Origin of the sequence: Citrobacter enshiensis, assembly GCF_029338175.1 — a bacterium.
Lineage (GTDB): Bacteria > Pseudomonadota > Gammaproteobacteria > Enterobacterales > Enterobacteriaceae > Citrobacter_D > Citrobacter_D enshiensis.
Map to the genome: position 1 here is coordinate 973567 of NZ_CP119862.1, position 16333 is coordinate 989899.

Genomic DNA, 16333 nt, shown 5'->3' on the forward strand with positions numbered 1-16333 from the left:
TATAGTTAAAACAGGTTAGTCCATTTGGTTATTTGTTATTTCCATCCCTTCTTTAATTGTTACTATCCTCGCCGTTAACCTTATCATCAGTTTGGGTTTTATTGCTTAAATCCGCATAGCTTACTGGACACAACGACGCATGACGACACAGGCCCCACCTTCCGCTTTGCTTCCGCTGAACCCGGAGCAACTGGCACGCCTTCAGGCGGCCGCGACCGATCTCACGCCTACGCAGCTTGCGTGGGTTTCCGGCTATTTCTGGGGCATGCTCAATCAGCAACCCGGTTCGGCGGCTATGGCACCTGCTCCTGCGGCTGAAATGCCGGGCATCACGTTGCTTTGCGCATCGCAAACGGGCAATGCGCGCCGTGTGGCCGAAGCCCTGCGCGACGATCTGCTGGCGGCAAAACTCTGCGTCACGTTGGTCAATGCGGGCGACTACAAATTCAAACAGATCGCCAATGAAAAACTGCTGATCGTTATTGCGTCGACGCAGGGGGAAGGGGAGCCGGCAGAAGAAGCCGTCGCACTGCATAAATTCCTGTTCTCGAAAAAAGCGCCAAAACTCGACGGCACCGCGTTCGCAGTCTTTGGTCTCGGCGATACCTCCTATGAGTTTTTCTGCCAGTCCGGTAAAGATTTTGACAGCAAACTGGCGGAACTTGGCGCAGAGCGCCTGCTGGACAGGGTTGATGCCGATGTGGAATACCAGCCAGCCGCATGCGAGTGGCGTGCACGGGTGGTAGAGGTACTGAAAGCGCGTGCGCCGGTTGCCACACCTTCACTGTCGGTTGCGACAGGGGCGGTCAACGAAATTCATAGCAGTCCGTATACCAAAGAAGCGCCGCTTACCGCGAGCCTTTCCGTTAATCAGAAAATTACTGGTCGTGATTCTGAAAAAGACGTGCGTCATATCGAAATCGATTTAGGCGATTCCGGCCTGCGTTATCAGCCTGGCGATGCGCTGGGCGTCTGGTATCAAAACGATTCGGCGCTGGTCAAAGAGATTGTGGAACTGCTGTGGCTGAAAGGGGATGAACCCGTCACCGTCGAGGGCAAAATTCTGCCGCTTTCAGACGCATTGGCGTGGCATTTTGAACTGACGGTCAACACCGCCAATATCGTTGAAAACTATGCCACGCTGACGCGCAGTGAATCGCTGCTGCCGCTGGTGGGCGATAAAGCGAAGTTGCAGCACTATGCCGCGACCACGCCGATAGTCGATATGGTGCGTTTCTCTCCGGCGCAACTGGACGCTGAAGCGTTAGCAGGTCTGCTGCGTCCGCTGACGCCGCGTTTGTACTCCATCGCCTCGTCGCAGGCGGAGGTGGAGAGCGAAGTGCACGTTACCGTTGGCGTGGTGCGCTATGACATCGAAGGCCGGGCCCGTGCCGGTGGCGCCTCCAGCTTCCTCGCCGATCGCATAGAGGAAGAGGGTGAAGTACGTGTATTCATCGAACACAACGACAACTTCCGTCTGCCTGCCAACCCGGAGACGCCGGTTATCATGATTGGCCCGGGTACCGGTATCGCGCCGTTCCGCGCCTTTATGCAGCAGCGTGCGGCGGATGAAGCGCCGGGCAAAAACTGGCTGTTTTTTGGCAACCCGCACTTTACGGAAGATTTCCTTTACCAGGTCGAATGGCAGCGCTACGTCAAAGAGGGCGTGCTGAACCGCATCGATCTGGCCTGGTCCCGCGACCAAAAACAAAAAATATACGTACAAGACAAACTGCGCGAACAGGGCGCGGAACTGTGGCGCTGGATCAATGATGGTGCCCACCTTTATGTCTGCGGCGACGCTAATCGCATGGCGAAAGACGTTGAACAGGCTTTGCTGGACGTGATTGCTGAATTCGGCGGTATGGACGCCGAAGCAGCGGATGAATTTTTAAGTGAGCTGCGCGTTGAGCGCCGTTATCAGCGAGATGTCTACTAATGAGCGAAAAACACCCTGGGCCTTTAGTGGTCGAAGGCAAACTGACGGACGCCGAGCGCATGAAGCTGGAAAGCAACTACCTGCGCGGCACTATTGCAGAAGATTTGAATGACACGCTTACCGGCGGTTTCAAAGGCGACAACTTCCTGCTGATCCGCTTCCACGGCATGTATCAGCAGGATGACCGCGATATCCGCGCCGAGCGTGCCGAACAGAAGCTGGAGCCGCGTCATGCGATGCTGCTGCGCTGTCGTCTGCCGGGTGGGGTGATCACCACCAAACAGTGGCAGGCGATTGATAAATTCGCCCATGACAACACCATCTACGGCAGCATCCGTCTGACTAACCGCCAGACTTTCCAGTTCCACGGCATTTTGAAGAAGAACGTGAAACCAGTGCATCAGATGCTGCACTCGGTGGGGCTGGACGCGCTGGCAACCGCCAACGACATGAACCGTAACGTGCTCTGTACGTCGAACCCGTATGAGTCCGAACTGCACGCTGAAGCCTACGAATGGGCGAAGAAGATCTCTGAGCATCTGCTGCCGCGCACCCGCGCCTATGCGGAGATCTGGCTCGATCAGGAGAAGGTTGCGACCACCGATGAAGAACCGATCCTCGGCCAGACCTATCTGCCGCGTAAGTTCAAAACCACGGTAGTGATCCCGCCGCAGAACGACATCGATCTGCACGCCAACGACATGAATTTCGTGGCGATTGCCGAAAACGGCAAACTGGTGGGCTTTAACCTGCTGGTGGGCGGTGGGCTTTCCATCGAACACGGCAACAAAAAAACCTACGCCCGTACGGCGAGCGAATTTGGCTATATTCCGCTGGAGCACACGCTGGCGGTGGCGGAAGCAGTGGTCACTACCCAGCGCGACTGGGGCAACCGTACCGACCGTAAAAACGCGAAAACCAAATACACGCTGGAGCGCGTTGGCGTTGACACCTTCAAAGCGGAGGTTGAACGTCGCGCGGGCATCACGTTTGCGCCGATCCGCCCGTATGAATTTACTGGGCGTGGCGATCGTATCGGCTGGGTAAAAGGCATCGACAATAAATGGCATCTGACGCTGTTTATTGAGAACGGCCGTATTCTGGATTATCCGGGGCGTCCGCTGAAAACCGGTCTGCTGGAGATCTCGAAGATCCACAAAGGCGAGTTTCGAATCACTGCCAACCAGAATCTGATCATCGCCGGGGTGCCAGAGAGCCAGAAAGCGAAGATCGAAAAACTGGCGCGCGATAGCGGCCTGATGAACTCGGTCACGCCGCAGCGCGAAAACTCAATGGCCTGCGTGTCGTTCCCGACCTGTCCGCTGGCGATGGCGGAAGCAGAGCGTTTCCTGCCAACGTTTATCGATAATATCGACACGCTGATGGCGAAGCACGGCGTCAGCGACGAACATATTGTGATGCGTGTTACCGGGTGTCCGAACGGTTGCGGTCGCGCCATGCTGGCAGAAGTCGGCCTGGTCGGGAAAGCGCCAGGGCGTTACAACCTGCACCTGGGCGGTAATCGCATCGGGACGCGCATCCCACGGATGTTCAAAGAGAATATCACCGAGCCGGAAATTCTGGCCTCTCTCGATGAGCTGATTGGGCGCTGGGTGAAAGAGCGTGAAGCGGGTGAAGGCTTCGGTGACTTTACGGTGCGTGCGGGCATCATTCGCCCGGTGCTCGACCCGGCCCGCGATTTTTGGGAATAGTGCGGTCTGTTGCCCGGTGGCGCTACGCTTACCGGGCCTACGGATTTTGTAGGCCGGATAAGCGCAGCGCCATCCGGCAAAGCAAACAGTGAGGAACCTATGTCCGTATTCGATTTACAGGCGTTGAACGCGCTGCCGAAAGTTGAGCGGGTGATGGCGTTGGCGGAAATCAACAGCCAGCTGGAAAAACGGGACGCTGAAGAGCGCGTGGCGTGGGCGCTGGAGAATCTGCCCGGCGAATACGTGCTCTCTTCCAGCTTCGGCATCCAGGCGGCAGTCAGCCTGCATCTGGTCAATCAGATCCGCCCGGATATCCCGGTGATCCTCACCGATACCGGCTATCTGTTCCCGGAAACCTACCAGTTTATTGATGAATTAGCAGACAAGCTCAGGCTGAACCTGAAGGTCTACCGCGCGACGGAGAGCGCCGCGTGGCAGGAAGCGCGCTACGGTAAGTTGTGGGAGCAGGGTGTTGAAGGCATTGAGAAATACAATGAAATCAACAAAGTGGAACCGATGAATCGGGCGTTAAAAGATCTTAACGCACAAACCTGGTTTGCTGGCCTACGCCGCGAGCAGTCCGGCAGTCGCGCACATTTGCCGGTGTTGGCTCTTCAGCGTGGGATCTTTAAAGTGCTGCCGATTATCGACTGGGACAACCGTACGGTTTATCAGTACCTGCAAAAACATGGCCTGAAATATCACCCGCTGTGGGATCAGGGGTATCTGTCGGTCGGTGACACTCACACCACTCGCAAATGGGAACCCGGAATGGCCGAGGAGGAAACCCGTTTCTTCGGACTCAAGCGCGAGTGCGGACTGCACGAAGGTTGAGTTTTCTCACTACATACAATCAACGCCTCCAGCCGCAGGGCCGGGGGCGTTTTTTTAATCTGTGAACCCGCTAGGCTTTCTCTGCTTTTGCCAGCTCTTTCACCAGCGGTAGCATGATGCGAACCACGTCGCGGCTACGATGCTCAATGCGTCCAGGCAGCGCCTTGTCGATATGCTGCTGGTTATCCAGCCGCACATTGTGCCAGCTATTCCCGGCAGGGAAAGAGGCGGTTTTCGCACGTTGCTGATAACCGTCTTTTTTGCCCAGATTCCAGTTAGTGGCTTCAACAGAGAGCACCGCGATCCCCGCTTTGTCGAAAACCTCTGCATCGTTGCAGCATCCTGTTCCTTTTGGATAGTTCTTGTTAAAACCGGGGTTGGAGCTGGCGGCAATGCCATGATGACGGGCGATAGCCAGGGCGCGATCGCGCGTCAGTTTACGCACCGCTTCCGGGGTTTTTTGCCCGCTATTGAAGTAGAGCTTATCGCCGACGATCAGGTTATCGAGATTGATCACCAGCAGCGTATTTTTCTTCTCGGTGGCGCTCATCCGCTTAAGCAGGTTTTCGGCGCCCAGTTTTCCTTCTTCTTCGCCGCTGGTGGCGATAAAGCGAATACTGTATTCGGTGGGAACATCCTTCAGTCTTTCCGCCAGTTCCAGCATGACGCCCAACCCTGCGGCGTTATCGTCAATGCCCTGTAACGTCAGTCCGCCAAGATTGGCATCGGCGTCCGCATCGTTTTGCGGTGCGTAGGTATCCAGGTGCGCCATAATAATAATCTGCTGTGGCACTTTACCTTCATGCGCGGCAATAACAGTACTGCCCGTAATGTTATGCCAGTTTTTGCGATTGTCCCTGGCGGTATAAATATAACGACTATTAAACGTCCGAATATCACTGCGATATCCCATCTGTTCAAATTGCTGACGAAGATAATCGGCAGACAGCATTTCCGCGGGAGAACCGGTCATTCGTCCTGGAAAAAAGGTCGCAATATGTCGAGCCTGGGTATTTGCAATAGTGCCAGTGTTCGGCGACGTCGCGTGTGCGGGAAGGATAAAGCATACGCCGAGCGCCAGGGTAGCGGTACGGTGGCGCAATGCGGAAAACATAGTGAGTCCTTAAATGCAAAGCAGAAATTTTTACCCGCCTAGTATGAAACCGTGACAGAGGTAAGACAATTTCATTTGCTCCGAAATGCCCGAATTTCGGTGGGTTAAGCACTTTTTGATATTTGCTTTCTCAAATCGTTATTCTTTTGAGGAACTACTCATTCCAATTCGTAATTTCATTCGTTCCCCTGCGCTCCCTATAGTCGGGATATCTGATAGTAAAAAAATAGCGGTATTGCAAAGGAACGGTTATGGACCAAAAACGACTCACCCACCTGCGGCAGCTGGAAGCGGAAAGCATCCATATCATCCGCGAGGTGGCCGCCGAATTCTCTAACCCGGTGATGATGTATTCCATCGGTAAAGATTCCAGCGTGATGCTGCATCTGGCGCGTAAAGCGTTTTATCCAGGCTCGCTGCCGTTCCCGCTGCTGCATGTTGATACTGGCTGGAAATTCCGCGAGATGTATGAATTTCGTGACCGCACCGCCAAAACCTACGGCTGCGAATTGCTGGTCCACAAAAATCCGGAAGGGGTGGCGATGGGGATTAACCCCTTCGTCCACGGCAGCGCGAAACATACCGACATCATGAAAACCGAAGGGCTGAAACAGGCGCTGAATAAATACGGTTTTGATGCCGCATTTGGCGGAGCGCGTCGCGATGAAGAGAAATCACGCGCCAAAGAACGTATCTATTCCTTCCGCGATCGCTTTCATCGCTGGGACCCGAAGAACCAGCGCCCGGAACTGTGGCACAACTACAACGGGCAGATAAACAAAGGCGAAAGCATTCGTGTCTTCCCGCTCTCCAACTGGACTGAGCAGGATATCTGGCAGTACATCTGGCTGGAAAATATTGAGATCGTCCCGCTGTATCTGGCGGCTGAACGCCCGGTGCTGGAGCGTGACGGCATGCTGATGATGATCGATGACAACCGGATCGATCTGCAGCCTGGTGAAGTGATCAAAAAGCGGATGGTGCGCTTCCGTACGCTGGGCTGCTGGCCGCTGACGGGCGCGGTGGAGTCGAATGCGCAAACGCTGCCGGAGATCATCGAAGAGATGCTGGTTTCAACCACCAGCGAACGTCAGGGGCGCGTGATCGACCGCGACCAGGCGGGCTCCATGGAGCTGAAGAAACGTCAGGGGTATTTCTAAGGAGCCGCTATGAACATCGCACTTGCACAACAAATCGCTAATGAAGGCGGCGTCGAAGCCTGGATGGTCGCCCAACAACATAAAAGTCTGCTGCGCTTTTTAACCTGCGGTAGCGTGGACGACGGTAAAAGTACGCTGATCGGTCGATTGCTGCACGATACGCGCCAGATTTATGAAGATCAGCTTTCTTCGCTGCATAATGACAGCAAACGTCACGGTACGCAGGGCGAGAAACTCGATCTGGCGTTGCTGGTGGATGGCCTGCAGGCCGAGCGCGAGCAGGGGATCACGATTGACGTGGCCTACCGCTATTTCTCTACCGAGAAACGCAAATTTATCATTGCTGATACCCCTGGCCATGAGCAGTACACCCGTAATATGGCGACAGGCGCCTCAACCTGCGATCTGGCGATCTTACTGATCGATGCCCGTAAAGGGGTATTGGATCAGACCCGTCGCCACAGTTTCATCTCTACGTTGTTGGGGATCAAACACCTGGTGGTCGCCATCAACAAAATGGATCTGGTGGATTTCAGCGAAGAGACATTTGTCCGTATTCGTGAAGATTACCTGACGTTTGCCGAACAGTTGCCGGGCAATCTGGATATTCGCTTTGTCCCGCTCTCTGCGCTGGAAGGCGATAACGTGGCATCTCAGAGTGTGAACATGCGGTGGTACAGTGGTCCGACGCTGTTGGAAATGCTGGAAACGGTCGAAATTCAGCGCGTGGTCGATACCCAGCCGATGCGTTTCCCGGTGCAGTATGTGAACCGCCCGAATCTGGATTTTCGCGGTTACGCCGGAACACTCGCCTCGGGTAGCGTAAAGGTTGGTCAGCGCATCAAAGTGCTGCCCTCCGGCGTTGAATCCAGCGTGGCGCGCATTGTGACCTTAGACGGAGACTTACTGGAAGCGCATGCGGGTGAAGCCATCACCCTGGTGCTGAAGGATGAGATCGACATCAGTCGCGGTGACCTGCTGCTTGATGCCGGCGAAACATTACCTGCGGTACAGCGCGCCGCCATTGATGTGGTATGGATGGCGGAGCAGCCGCTGTCGGCGGGGCAGAGTTATGATATTAAGATTGCCGGGAAAAAGACCCGCGCCCGTGTTGATCATGTTCAATATCAGGTTGATATCAATCATCTGACCCAGCGCGAGGTAGAAAACCTGCCGCTGAATGGCATCGGCCTGGTGAATTTTACCTTCGATGAACCCCTGGCCCTGGAGAGCTATCAGCAAAACCCGGTGACCGGGGGGCTTATCATTATTGATCGCCTGAGTAATGTGACCGTCGGAGCAGGCATGGTACGCCAACCGCTCGCGGAGTCTGTCTCAACACCGTCTGAATTCAGCGCGTTTGAGCTGGAACTGAATGCATTGGTTCGCCGTCACTTCCCGCACTGGGGTGCGCGTGATTTGCTGGGAGGCCAATAATGGCGCTGCATGACGAAAACGTCGTCTGGCATGCGCATCCCGTAACACCGCAACAGCGTGAGCAACACCACGGTCACCGTGGTGTCGTTCTGTGGTTTACCGGGCTTTCCGGCTCGGGTAAATCCACGGTGGCGGGGGCGCTGGAAGAGGCGCTGCATCAACGCGGTGTGAGCACCTACCTGTTGGATGGCGACAATGTACGCCACGGGTTGTGCAGCGATCTCGGCTTTAGCGAAGCCGATCGCAAAGAGAACATCCGTCGGGTGGGCGAAGTCGCGAATCTGATGGTCGATGCCGGACTGGTGGTGTTGACGGCGTTTATTTCGCCGCATCGCGCCGAACGGCAGACGGTACGTGAACGCGTCGGGAGCGGGCGCTTTATCGAAGTCTTCGTGGATACCCCCCTGGCGATCTGTGAAGCGCGCGATCCGAAAGGGTTGTACAAAAAAGCACGGGCGGGAGAGTTGCGCAATTTCACCGGCATTGACTCTGTTTACGAAGCGCCTGAATCACCAGAAATTCACCTGAATGGTGAACAATTAGTAACAAATTTAGTCGGCCAATTATTAGATCTACTGAGAGAGGGCGATATGATCAGATCCTGAGACACTACCGGGCTTGCGTGCCTGGCTCGTCACGGTCACAGGATTAAATATGCGTAATAGCCATAACATTACTATCACAACGTCAGATACGTTCACAGCCGAAGACGAAACCACCTGGTCGTTACCCGGGGCCGTTGTCGGTTTCGTGTCGTGGTTGCTGGCGTTGGGTTTCCCTTTCCTCATTTATGGCTCTAACTCGCTGTTTTTCTTTCTTTATACCTGGCCCTTCTTTCTCGCGCTCATGCCCGTTGCCGTGGTGGTAGGCATTGCCCTGCATTCACTGATGAAAGGCAAGCTGCTGTTCAGTGTTATCTCAACCTTGTTAACCGTCGGCGCGATGTTTGGCGCATTGTTCCTGTGGCTGCTGGGGTAGGTCGCTCCTCTTCTTTTTTTGATGACTGCTGCGGGTGGTCATAATTCAAACCGTAACCAACAATTAGATTATGTTCTCCCTGTTCGAGGTGTGCGGATCGGGGGATAAATGTGGTACATTTGCCCGCGTTGTCGCGGCATTCCCGCCCTCTGAGTAGAGTCTCAGAGGAAGTTATGGGATGATGGCGCCGTTTTTCAGGGGGCAGGATGGGTAAACTAACGCTGCTGTTGCTGGCTTTACTGGTCTGGCTGCAGTATTCACTGTGGTTCGGTAAGAACGGCTTACACGACTATAGCCGCGTCAATGATGACGTCGTCGCGCAGCAAGATACAAATGCGAAGCTCAAAGCGCGTAACGATCAGCTTTTTGCCGAAATTGACGATCTTAATGGCGGCCAGGAAGCCATCGAAGAGCGTGCTCGTAACGAACTGAGTATGACTAAACCGGGCGAAACCTTTTATCGTCTGGTGCCTGACGCGTCTAAGCGCGCTCAGACGGCGGGGCAAAACAATCGATAAACAGCCAAGGATTTAACATGGCAGCCACTTTTTTGGACGTTTGCGCCGTGGTGCCGGCTGCCGGATTTGGCCGTCGGATGCAAACGGAATGTCCTAAGCAGTACCTCTCAATCGGTGATAAAACCATTCTTGAACACTCGGTTCATGCGCTATTGGCGCATCCCCGGGTGTCACGCGTTGTCATTGCAATCAGTCCCGGCGACAGTCGCTTTGCGCAACTGCCTTTGGCGCAACATCCGCAGATTACGGTCGTCGATGGCGGCAATGAGCGCGCAGACTCCGTGCTCGCCGGGTTGCAAGCCGTCGGTGAAGCGCAGTGGGTGCTGGTACATGACGCCGCCAGACCCTGTCTGCACCAGGACGATCTCGCCCGCCTGCTCGCCCTCAGTGAAACCAGCCGTACGGGAGGCATCCTTGCCGCGCCAGTACGCGACACCATGAAACGCGCCGAGCCGGGTAAAACGGCCATTGCGCATACCGTGGAGCGTACCGATTTATGGCATGCGTTAACCCCGCAATTTTTCCCTCGCGAGCTGTTGCACGATTGCCTGACCCGCGCGCTCAATGAAGGCGCGACCATCACCGATGAAGCCTCAGCGCTGGAATATTGTGGTTATCATCCTGCGCTTGTTGAAGGACGCGCTGATAATATTAAAGTGACCCGTCCGGAAGATTTGGCGCTGGCTGAATTCTATTTGACCCGAACCATCCACCAGGAGAATGCATAATGCGAATTGGACACGGTTTTGACGTACACGCCTTTGGTGGCGTTGGCCCAATTATCATTGGTGGCGTGCGTATTCCGTATGAAAAAGGGTTACTGGCGCATTCGGATGGCGATGTTGCGCTGCATGCGTTGACCGACGCGTTGTTAGGGGCGGCGGCGCTGGGGGATATCGGTAAACTTTTCCCTGACACCGATCCGGCCTTTAAAGGGGCGGACAGCCGTGAACTGCTGCGAGAAGCCTGGCGTCGCATTCAGGCCAAAGGCTACACCCTGGGTAACGTGGATGTGACCATCATTGCCCAGGCGCCGAAGATGTTGCCGCATATTCCGCAAATGCGCGTGTTCATTGCCGAAGATCTCGGCTGCCATATGGATGACGTTAACGTTAAAGCGACCACCACGGAAAAACTCGGCTTTACCGGGCGTGGGGAAGGGATTGCCTGTGAAGCGGTGGCGCTACTCATTAAGGCAACGAAATGACACAGTTTGAAAACCTGACGTACCTCCACGGTAAACCACAAGGTAGCGGTTTGTTGAAGGCAAACCCGGAAGATTTTGTGGTCATCGAAGATTTAGGCTTCGAGCCAGACGGGGAAGGTGAGCATGTTCTGGTGCGTATTCTCAAAAACGGCTGCAATACCCGTTTTGTGGCTGACGCGCTGGCAAAGTTCCTGAAAATTCATGTCCGTGAAGTCAGCTTTGCCGGGCAGAAAGACAAACACGCGGTCACGGAACAGTGGCTGTGCGCGCGCCTCCCGGGCAAAGACCTGCCCGATCTGAGCGCATTTCAGCTAGAAGGTTGTAAAGTGCTGGAATACGCCCGCCACAAGCGTAAGCTGCGGTTAGGTGCGCTGAAAGGCAATGCGTTTACGTTGGTTCTGCGCGAAGTGAGCCATCGTGATGACGTTGAAGCGCGTCTGCAGGCGATTAGCGAGCGGGGTGTGCCGAACTATTTTGGCGCGCAGCGCTTCGGCATTGGCGGCAGTAACCTGCTGGGCGCGCTACGTTGGGCGCAAAGCGATGCACCGGTACGCGATCGCAATAAACGCAGTTTTTGGTTGTCGGCAGCCCGCAGTGCGTTGTTTAATCAAATTGTCGATGAACGTTTGAAAAAAACAGACTTTAATCAAGTTGTTGACGGCGATGCGCTACAATTAGCGGGGCGCGGTAGCTGGTTTGTCGCGACAACGGAAGAACAGGCTGAATTACAACGCCGCGTCGATGATAAAGAATTAATGATTACAGCTGCGTTACCTGGCAGCGGTGAGTGGGGAACCCAGCGTGATGCGCTGGCGTTTGAAGAAGCTGCCATCGCCAGTGAAACTGAGCTGCAATCGCTGTTGTTGCGGGAAAAGGTGGAGGCTTCGCGCCGCGCCATGCTGCTGTATCCGCAACAATTAAGCTGGAACTGGTGGGATGACGTAACCGTCGAGTTAAGCTTTTGGCTACCGGCAGGGAGTTTTGCCACCAGTGTTGTAAGGGAACTTATCAACACATTGGGTGATTATGCGCATATTGCTGAGTAACGATGATGGGGTTCACGCGCCTGGTATACAAACGCTGGCAAAAGCCCTGCGTGAGTTTGCTGACGTACAGGTGGTTGCCCCCGATCGTAACCGCAGCGGCGCGTCCAACTCGCTGACGCTGGAATCTTCGCTTCGCACATTTACCTTTGATAACGGTGATATCTCCGTACAAATGGGGACGCCAACTGACTGCGTTTATCTCGGGGTCAACGCATTGATGCGTCCGCGTCCGGACATCGTGGTGTCAGGAATTAACGCGGGCCCGAATCTGGGCGATGATGTCATCTATTCCGGCACGGTCGCTGCGGCGATGGAAGGACGTCACCTCGGTTTTCCGGCGCTGGCGGTCTCACTGGATGGCCATAAACATTACGATACCGCCGCCGCGATCACCTGCACTATTTTGCGTGCTCTGCGTCGTGAACCTCTGCGAACCGGCCGCATTCTGAATATCAACGTACCGGATCTTCCGTTGGATCAAATCAAAGGCATTCGTGTGACGCGTTGCGGCACCCGCCATCCGGCGGATAAAGTGATTCCGCAGCAGGATCCCCGCGGCAATACGTTGTACTGGATTGGCCCGCCAGGCGATAAATGCGACGCCGGTCCGGACACCGATTTTGCTGCGGTAGATGAAGGATACGTCTCTGTTACGCCGCTGCATGTGGATTTAACCGCATACAGTGCGCATGATGTTGTTTCAACGTGGTTAGAGAGCGTGGGAGTTGACACGCAATGGTAAGCAGACGCGTACACACCCTTCTTGAACAATTGCGCGCTCAGGGGATCCGCGATGAGCTGGTGCTGAACGCACTTGCCGCAGTACCGCGCGAAAAATTCATTGATGAAGCGTTTGAACACAAAGCCTGGGAAAACATTGCATTGCCGATAGGCCAGGGGCAGACGATTTCGCAGCCATATATGGTGGCGCGAATGACGGAGTTACTGGAACTGACGCCGCAATCCCGGGTGCTGGAAATAGGTACCGGTTCGGGATACCAGACGGCGATACTGGCGCATTTGGTGCACCATGTATGCTCCGTCGAGCGTATCAAAGGGCTGCAATGGCAGGCGCGTCGCCGTCTGAAGCAGCTCGACTTACACAATGTTTCGACCCGTCATGGCGATGGCTGGCAAGGCTGGCAAGCTCGTGCCCCGTTTGATGCCATCATTGTGACGGCTGCGCCGCCAGAGATTCCCACTGCGTTAATGGCACAGTTGGATGAAGGCGGTATTCTCGTCTTGCCTGTGGGTGATGAGCACCAGTATTTGAAACGGGTGCGTCGTCGGGGAGGCGAATTTATTATCGATACCGTGGAAGCCGTTCGTTTTGTTCCTTTAGTCAAAGGCGAACTGGCATAGCGCATTCCTGAATACCTGGATTTTTCCTGGTTATTTTGTAAAGGGTAAGCGTATGGTGAACACGTTTTCCAGTGTTCAGCCTGATGCATTGCACGGTTATTACGTCACTGGTTATTAACCAAATTTTTCCTGGGGGATAAATGAGCGCGGGAAGCCCAAAATTCACCGTTAGCCGCATTGCGGCATTGTCACTGGTTTCGCTATGGCTGGCAGGGTGTACCAACACCTCTAACCCGCCTGCACCCGTCAACTCTGTTGATGGCGGCGCACCGTCGGGCACCAATTCAGGTATGCTGATCACGCCTCCGCCCAAAATGGGGACAACGGCGACGACGCAACAAACGCCGCAAATTCAGCCCGTGCAGCAGCAGCCTCAGATCACCCAGCCTGCGCAAATCCAGCCTGTCGCGCAACAGCCCGTGCAGACGGAAAACGGCCGTATTGTTTACAACCGTAAATACGGGAACATTCCAAAAGGCAGCTACACCGGCGGCAGCACCTACACCGTTAAGAAGGGCGACACCCTTTTCTATATTGCCTGGATCACCGGAAACGACTTTCGTGACCTTGCTCAGCGCAACAACGTTGCGGCTCCCTACGGGTTGAACGTAGGACAAACGCTTCAGGTGGGTAATGCATCCGGCGCGCCAATTACGGGTGGAAATGCGATCACCCAGGCGGATGCAGCACAGCAAGGAGTTGTGACCAACCCTGCACAAAATTCCACCGTTGCTGTTGCGTCCAAACCGACAATTACGTATTCTGAGGACTCAGGTGAACAAAGTGCTAATAAAATGTTGCCGAACAACAAGCCCGCTGGGACGGTTGTCACAGCCCCTGTAACGGCATCAACAACGAGCACAACCCAACCGACTGCAAGCAGTATGTCTACCAGTGCGCCAATCTCTAAATGGCTCTGGCCGACGGACGGCAAAGTGATCGAAAACTTCGCGGCTACCGAGGGTGGCAATAAAGGCATCGACATTGCAGGCAGTAAAGGACAGGCAATCGTCGCGACCGGAGATGGACGCGTTGTGTATGCCGGTAATGCTCTGCGCGGTTACGGTAATTTAATTATCATCAAACACAATGATGATTACCTGAGTGCCTACGCCCATAACGATACGATGCTGGTCCGGGAACAACAAGACATCAAGGCGGGGCAAAAAATCGCTACCATGGGTAGCACCGGAACCAGTTCAACACGCTTGCATTTTGAAATTCGTTACAAGGGGAAATCCGTAAACCCGCTGCAATATTTACCGCAGCGATAAAGCGTCGGAACCAGGCTTTCACTTGCTAGTTCCGTCAAGGGATCACGGGTAGGAGCCACCTTATGAGTCAGAATACGCTGAAAGTTCATGATTTAAATGAAGACGCGGAATTTGATGAGAACGGAGTAGAGGCTTTTGATGAAAAAGCCTTGAGTGAAGAGGAACCCAGTGATAACGACCTGGCTGAAGAAGAGCTGTTATCGCAGGGTGCTACACAGCGTGTGTTGGACGCGACTCAGCTTTACCTTGGTGAGATTGGTTATTCGCCACTGTTAACGGCCGAAGAAGAAGTTTATTTCGCGCGTCGCGCACTGCGTGGAGATGTTGCCTCTCGCCGTCGGATGATTGAAAGTAACCTGCGTCTGGTGGTGAAAATTGCCCGCCGTTATGGCAATCGCGGTCTGGCATTGCTGGATCTGATTGAAGAGGGCAATCTGGGACTTATCCGTGCCGTCGAGAAGTTCGACCCTGAGCGTGGGTTCCGCTTCTCAACATACGCAACCTGGTGGATCCGCCAGACGATTGAACGGGCGATTATGAACCAAACCCGTACGATTCGACTGCCGATTCACATTGTTAAAGAGCTGAACGTCTATCTGCGTACTGCGCGTGAGTTGTCGCATAAACTGGACCACGAACCGAGTGCAGAAGAGATTGCAGAGCAACTGGATAAACCGGTTGATGACGTCAGCCGTATGCTTCGTCTTAACGAGCGCATTACCTCGGTAGACACCCCGTTGGGTGGCGATTCCGAAAAAGCGTTGCTGGATATTCTGGCCGATGAAAAGGAAAACGGGCCGGAAGACACCACGCAAGATGATGATATGAAACAAAGTATCGTCAAATGGCTGTTTGAACTGAACGCCAAACAGCGTGAAGTGCTGGCACGTCGTTTCGGTCTGCTGGGATATGAAGCTGCGACACTGGAAGATGTGGGTCGTGAAATTGGCCTCACGCGTGAACGTGTTCGTCAGATTCAGGTTGAAGGCCTGCGTCGTCTGCGTGAAATCCTGCAGACTCAGGGGCTGAATATCGAAGCGCTGTTCCGCGAGTAAGCAAAGTTCTATCAAGAAAGGCCAGTCTCATTGAGGCTGGCTTTTTTCTTTTGCGTGCGCCAGGTATGACGCGAAGCGGTTGTGGGCCTGATAAGCGAAGCGCCATCAGGCAATGTTACCCGGAATCACCCCATCATCTTCCTGACCAGCCGCGTAAATTGCTCGCGCTCTTCATCACTTAAACGGCCCAGAAACTCCTCATCAACGCGATTTCCCAGCGGCGTAACGCTCGCCAGTAATGCTGCCCCTTCTGTCGTCAGATGCACAAAACGACGCCGCTTATCCTGAGGATCGTTTTCCCGCTTCACCAGACCCCTGTTTTCCATCCGGCTGAGCATCTCTGCCAGCGTCGCTTTGGTACTGACCGCGGCTTCCATTAAGGCGACCTGCTCAATGCCGGGGCGCTCCGCAATAGCACGCATCACCGCATACTGAGGTTTGGTCAGCTCCGGCAATTCATGCTGCCAGCGAGCAGTATGTTGCTGAAAAAGCTGACGTAGCAGGTGAAACGCTTTGTTTCGTAACTCCATGAGAACTCCGGGATGACTGTCTGCGTCTATCATAACGGGTTCCAGCCGGTTTTTTAATGCGGGAATTTTTAAGCGTTCAGTGCGGCGCGTTACGCTGCGACTTGTCGTGACGATATCTCAGGCGTATTTTATCCGAAACGTTCGTATGCGAACAAATATTGAGGCGA

At 54.4% G+C, this 16333-nt stretch carries 17 protein-coding genes; 15 read left to right on the plus strand and 2 right to left on the minus strand.

Features of this window, described 5'->3' with window-relative positions:
* Positions 1-139 precede the first annotated feature (139 nt).
* The 3 genes from cysJ (at position 140) to cysH (ending at position 4485) form a co-directional block, all read left to right on the plus strand.
* Entirely contained in the window at positions 140-1939 is a 1800-nt protein-coding gene (gene cysJ / locus P2W74_RS04670) for an NADPH-dependent assimilatory sulfite reductase flavoprotein subunit (RefSeq protein WP_276294101.1), read from the plus strand.
* Entirely contained in the window at positions 1939-3651 is a 1713-nt protein-coding gene (gene cysI / locus P2W74_RS04675) for an assimilatory sulfite reductase (NADPH) hemoprotein subunit (protein WP_276294102.1), read from the plus strand. The genes cysJ and cysI overlap by 1 nt, the downstream gene beginning before the upstream one ends.
* Before the next feature lie 99 nt (positions 3652-3750).
* A complete protein-coding gene (cysH, locus tag P2W74_RS04680) occupies positions 3751-4485 on the plus strand; it encodes a phosphoadenosine phosphosulfate reductase (protein WP_276294103.1) in 735 nt (244 codons plus the stop codon).
* A gap of 70 nt (positions 4486-4555) precedes the next feature.
* Here the strand turns inward: cysH and P2W74_RS04685 are convergent, their stop codons facing one another.
* Complete coding sequence (locus tag P2W74_RS04685; RefSeq protein WP_276294104.1) at positions 4556-5599, minus strand: aminopeptidase; 1044 nt, start codon at positions 5597-5599, stop codon at positions 4556-4558.
* 251 nt (positions 5600-5850) lie between these two features.
* Here P2W74_RS04685 and cysD point away from each other — a divergent pair, with 251 nt between their 5' ends.
* The 12 genes from cysD (at position 5851) to rpoS (ending at position 15636) form a co-directional block, all read left to right on the plus strand.
* A complete protein-coding gene (gene cysD / locus P2W74_RS04690; protein WP_203360188.1) occupies positions 5851-6759 on the plus strand; it encodes a sulfate adenylyltransferase subunit CysD in 909 nt (302 codons plus the stop codon).
* Between the two features lie 9 nt (positions 6760-6768).
* The gene (cysN, locus tag P2W74_RS04695; protein ID WP_276294105.1) at positions 6769-8196 is read left to right on the plus strand and encodes a sulfate adenylyltransferase subunit CysN; all 1428 of its coding nucleotides are present in this window, start codon (positions 6769-6771) and stop codon (positions 8194-8196) included.
* Positions 8196-8801, plus strand: a complete 606-nt coding sequence (gene cysC / locus P2W74_RS04700) for an adenylyl-sulfate kinase (protein ID WP_276294106.1) — start codon at positions 8196-8198, stop codon at positions 8799-8801. The genes cysN and cysC overlap by 1 nt, the downstream gene beginning before the upstream one ends.
* Before the next feature lie 49 nt (positions 8802-8850).
* Complete coding sequence (locus P2W74_RS04705; RefSeq protein WP_276294107.1) at positions 8851-9174, plus strand: DUF3561 family protein; 324 nt, start codon at positions 8851-8853, stop codon at positions 9172-9174.
* Positions 9175-9380: 206 nt separating this feature from the next.
* A complete protein-coding gene (gene ftsB / locus P2W74_RS04710; RefSeq protein WP_276294108.1) occupies positions 9381-9692 on the plus strand; it encodes a cell division protein FtsB in 312 nt (103 codons plus the stop codon).
* Between the two features lie 17 nt (positions 9693-9709).
* Positions 9710-10420, plus strand: coding sequence for a 2-C-methyl-D-erythritol 4-phosphate cytidylyltransferase (gene ispD / locus P2W74_RS04715; RefSeq protein WP_276294109.1), 711 nt, complete (start codon positions 9710-9712; stop codon positions 10418-10420).
* Positions 10420-10899, plus strand: coding sequence for a 2-C-methyl-D-erythritol 2,4-cyclodiphosphate synthase (ispF, locus tag P2W74_RS04720; RefSeq protein WP_003034167.1), 480 nt, complete (start codon positions 10420-10422; stop codon positions 10897-10899). The genes ispD and ispF overlap by 1 nt, the downstream gene beginning before the upstream one ends.
* Positions 10896-11945 carry a tRNA pseudouridine(13) synthase TruD gene (gene truD, locus P2W74_RS04725; RefSeq protein ID WP_276294110.1) on the plus strand — a complete coding sequence of 350 codons (1050 nt, stop codon included), beginning with the start codon at positions 10896-10898 and terminating at the stop codon, positions 11943-11945. Before ispF ends, truD begins: the two co-directional genes overlap by 4 nt.
* A complete protein-coding gene (surE, locus tag P2W74_RS04730; RefSeq protein ID WP_276294111.1) occupies positions 11926-12687 on the plus strand; it encodes a 5'/3'-nucleotidase SurE in 762 nt (253 codons plus the stop codon). Before truD ends, surE begins: the two co-directional genes overlap by 20 nt.
* Positions 12681-13307, plus strand: coding sequence for a protein-L-isoaspartate(D-aspartate) O-methyltransferase (locus P2W74_RS04735; RefSeq protein ID WP_192613265.1), 627 nt, complete (start codon positions 12681-12683; stop codon positions 13305-13307). Before surE ends, P2W74_RS04735 begins: the two co-directional genes overlap by 7 nt.
* 140 nt (positions 13308-13447) lie before the next feature.
* Positions 13448-14581, plus strand: a complete 1134-nt coding sequence (gene nlpD, locus P2W74_RS04740; RefSeq protein ID WP_276294112.1) for a murein hydrolase activator NlpD — start codon at positions 13448-13450, stop codon at positions 14579-14581.
* Between the two features lie 62 nt (positions 14582-14643).
* Entirely contained in the window at positions 14644-15636 is a 993-nt protein-coding gene (gene rpoS / locus P2W74_RS04745) for an RNA polymerase sigma factor RpoS (protein WP_000081498.1), read from the plus strand.
* Between the two features lie 125 nt (positions 15637-15761).
* On the opposite strand, the gene P2W74_RS04750 is transcribed toward rpoS, so the two are convergent.
* Positions 15762-16166: a MarR family winged helix-turn-helix transcriptional regulator gene (locus P2W74_RS04750; RefSeq protein WP_276294113.1), complete on the minus strand. Its 405-nt coding sequence runs from the start codon at positions 16164-16166 to the stop codon at positions 15762-15764.
* Positions 16167-16333: the final 167 nt, after the last annotated feature.

What these genes read in the sequence shown, in the direction of transcription:
- cysJ (WP_276294101.1), top strand. Translation starts at nt 140, where the DNA reads ATGACGACACAGGCCCCACCTTCCGCTTTGCTTCCGCTGAACCCGGAG.
- cysI (WP_276294102.1), top strand. Translation starts at nt 1,939, where the DNA reads ATGAGCGAAAAACACCCTGGGCCTTTAGTGGTCGAAGGCAAACTGACG.
- cysH (WP_276294103.1), top strand. Translation starts at nt 3,751, where the DNA reads ATGTCCGTATTCGATTTACAGGCGTTGAACGCGCTGCCGAAAGTTGAG.
- P2W74_RS04685 (WP_276294104.1), bottom strand. Translation starts at nt 5,599, where the DNA reads ATGTTTTCCGCATTGCGCCACCGTACCGCTACCCTGGCGCTCGGCGTA.
- cysD (WP_203360188.1), top strand. Translation starts at nt 5,851, where the DNA reads ATGGACCAAAAACGACTCACCCACCTGCGGCAGCTGGAAGCGGAAAGC.
- cysN (WP_276294105.1), top strand. Translation starts at nt 6,769, where the DNA reads ATGAACATCGCACTTGCACAACAAATCGCTAATGAAGGCGGCGTCGAA.
- cysC (WP_276294106.1), top strand. Translation starts at nt 8,196, where the DNA reads ATGGCGCTGCATGACGAAAACGTCGTCTGGCATGCGCATCCCGTAACA.
- P2W74_RS04705 (WP_276294107.1), top strand. Translation starts at nt 8,851, where the DNA reads ATGCGTAATAGCCATAACATTACTATCACAACGTCAGATACGTTCACA.
- ftsB (WP_276294108.1), top strand. Translation starts at nt 9,381, where the DNA reads ATGGGTAAACTAACGCTGCTGTTGCTGGCTTTACTGGTCTGGCTGCAG.
- ispD (WP_276294109.1), top strand. Translation starts at nt 9,710, where the DNA reads ATGGCAGCCACTTTTTTGGACGTTTGCGCCGTGGTGCCGGCTGCCGGA.
- ispF (WP_003034167.1), top strand. Translation starts at nt 10,420, where the DNA reads ATGCGAATTGGACACGGTTTTGACGTACACGCCTTTGGTGGCGTTGGC.
- truD (WP_276294110.1), top strand. Translation starts at nt 10,896, where the DNA reads ATGACACAGTTTGAAAACCTGACGTACCTCCACGGTAAACCACAAGGT.
- surE (WP_276294111.1), top strand. Translation starts at nt 11,926, where the DNA reads ATGCGCATATTGCTGAGTAACGATGATGGGGTTCACGCGCCTGGTATA.
- P2W74_RS04735 (WP_192613265.1), top strand. Translation starts at nt 12,681, where the DNA reads ATGGTAAGCAGACGCGTACACACCCTTCTTGAACAATTGCGCGCTCAG.
- nlpD (WP_276294112.1), top strand. Translation starts at nt 13,448, where the DNA reads ATGAGCGCGGGAAGCCCAAAATTCACCGTTAGCCGCATTGCGGCATTG.
- rpoS (WP_000081498.1), top strand. Translation starts at nt 14,644, where the DNA reads ATGAGTCAGAATACGCTGAAAGTTCATGATTTAAATGAAGACGCGGAA.
- P2W74_RS04750 (WP_276294113.1), bottom strand. Translation starts at nt 16,166, where the DNA reads ATGGAGTTACGAAACAAAGCGTTTCACCTGCTACGTCAGCTTTTTCAG.